Genomic DNA, 1623 nt, shown 5'->3' with positions numbered 1-1623 from the left:
ATGAAATTCCCATGAGATAAAAAAATCACGCCAAAGAGAATGTAAATAGTCAAGCTGAAGTTACCTTTGTATAGTGTAACCCTAAATGTATCAGTTATGGCAGAAGTGACATTCCCTCAGTTGATACAGCGTGCTTGCGGTATCGACGTCCATCTGAAGGTTGTGGTGGCGACAATAGACGGAGTAGGCATCCAACGTGATACCCGCTCATTCAAAACCTTCACGAGTTCTTTGAATGAATTGAAAGAATGGCTATTGTCCAATGGTGTAACGCATGTGGCAATGGAAAGTACCGGTGTTTACTGGAAACCTGTTTATAAGGTACTTGAAGATTCCATTCCCAATGTCTGGATAGTCAATGCCCGTCACATAAAGAATGTTCCGGGTCACAAGACAGACAAGATGGACAGCGAATGGATCTGCAAGCTTCTTTTGGCAGGTCTTCTCAAGCCGAGCTATATTCCTCCCAAGGAGCAGCGTCAGCTTCGTGACCTGACTCGCTACCGGAACAAGCTTATTCAGCAGATAGCTTCAGAGAAGAACCGTATGATGCGTATTCTTGAAGACTGCAACATCAAGCTTTCAAGTGTAGTAAGCAATACAAGCGGTACGACAGCTACTTCTCTTATTGATATGCTTTGTGAAGGTAAAGTCCTTACTCTTGATGATATAAAGTCAGTTTACCACGGAAAACTGTCAGCCAGTCCGGAAGAGTTGTTGGAGGCGTGTACCGGTTTTGTTGAAGATCATCACATTTATCTTCTCCAGATGATCCGAAAGGATATAGACCAGACTCAGGCTTTGGTTGATGATTTGTCCGAACGTATAAAGAGACTGTTGTCCAAGTACGATAATGTCCTTGAACTTCTCAGGGAGATTCCCGGTTTTAGCACCAAAGTTGTAGAGGATCTGGTTTCTGAGATAGGTCTTGACATGTCCCACTTCCCTTCAGAAAAGCATCTTTCGTCCTGGGCCGGTCTTTCTCCGGGTAACAACGAGAGTGCTGGCAAAAAAAAAGCGCACGAATCACTCACGGAAACAAACAGGTAAAGGCGGTAATCACAGAAGCCGCATGGGCTGCGACCCGTACAAAGAATACGTTTTTCAGTGAGAGATACCATCGTATAGCTGCCCGCAGAGGAAAAAAACGTGCCTTGATTGCAGTGGGACATTCTCAGTTGATATCCGTTTATCTGATACTGAGTACGGGAGCCCGTTACCATGAACTTGGTGCACAATATATGCAATCCAAGATAGAGCAGAAACGCAAGGTATATTTGTCTTCCGAACTTAAAAAGCTTGGATACAATGTCTCGCTTACTAAAGTTCCACAAGCAGTAACACCCAATTAACAATACAGACCAAAGGCCGACTTTTACTGGAATTACCATAGTCCGAAAATGAAATTGGTCTCAACAGCTAAGCGCCAAAGATTGTGACTTATGTACACGTGTATGAAACTTTTAAATTCTTAGCTGTTGCTATTTGTCATCGTATAATAGCCGCATTTGTGTTTTCATGAGTGCTAATCTTTCTTTTGTCAAAACACTCGGTTTTATATCAATTTTAGTATAAACCTGTCCTACTCTATGTGTAGGACGCTTAATATTTACGTATGAAAAA

Annotated in this window: 2 protein-coding genes; both read left to right on the top strand. The window is 42.5% G+C overall.

The window, feature by feature from the left end; translation table 11 throughout:
* Positions 1 to 96: 96 nt before the first annotated feature.
* Entirely contained in the window at positions 97 to 1050 is a 954-nt protein-coding gene (locus H6A61_RS15190) for an IS110 family transposase (RefSeq protein WP_204394740.1), read from the top strand.
* A gap of 113 nt (positions 1051 to 1163) precedes the next feature.
* Complete coding sequence (locus H6A61_RS15185) at positions 1164 to 1352, top strand: hypothetical protein (RefSeq protein WP_204394739.1); 189 nt, start codon at positions 1164 to 1166, stop codon at positions 1350 to 1352.
* Positions 1353 to 1623: the final 271 nt, after the last annotated feature.

Source organism: Bacteroides caecigallinarum (assembly GCF_016901995.1).
Classification (GTDB): domain Bacteria; phylum Bacteroidota; class Bacteroidia; order Bacteroidales; family Bacteroidaceae; genus Phocaeicola; species Phocaeicola cellulolyticus.
Note: the sequence above shows the minus strand (reverse complement) of the source record. Positions and strands in the feature narration are given on the sequence as shown.

Bases quoted from the DNA above. Each gene is read 5' to 3' on its own strand.
- H6A61_RS15190 (WP_204394740.1), top strand. From the start codon at position 97: ATGGCAGAAGTGACATTCCCTCAGTTGATACAGCGTGCTTGCGGTATC.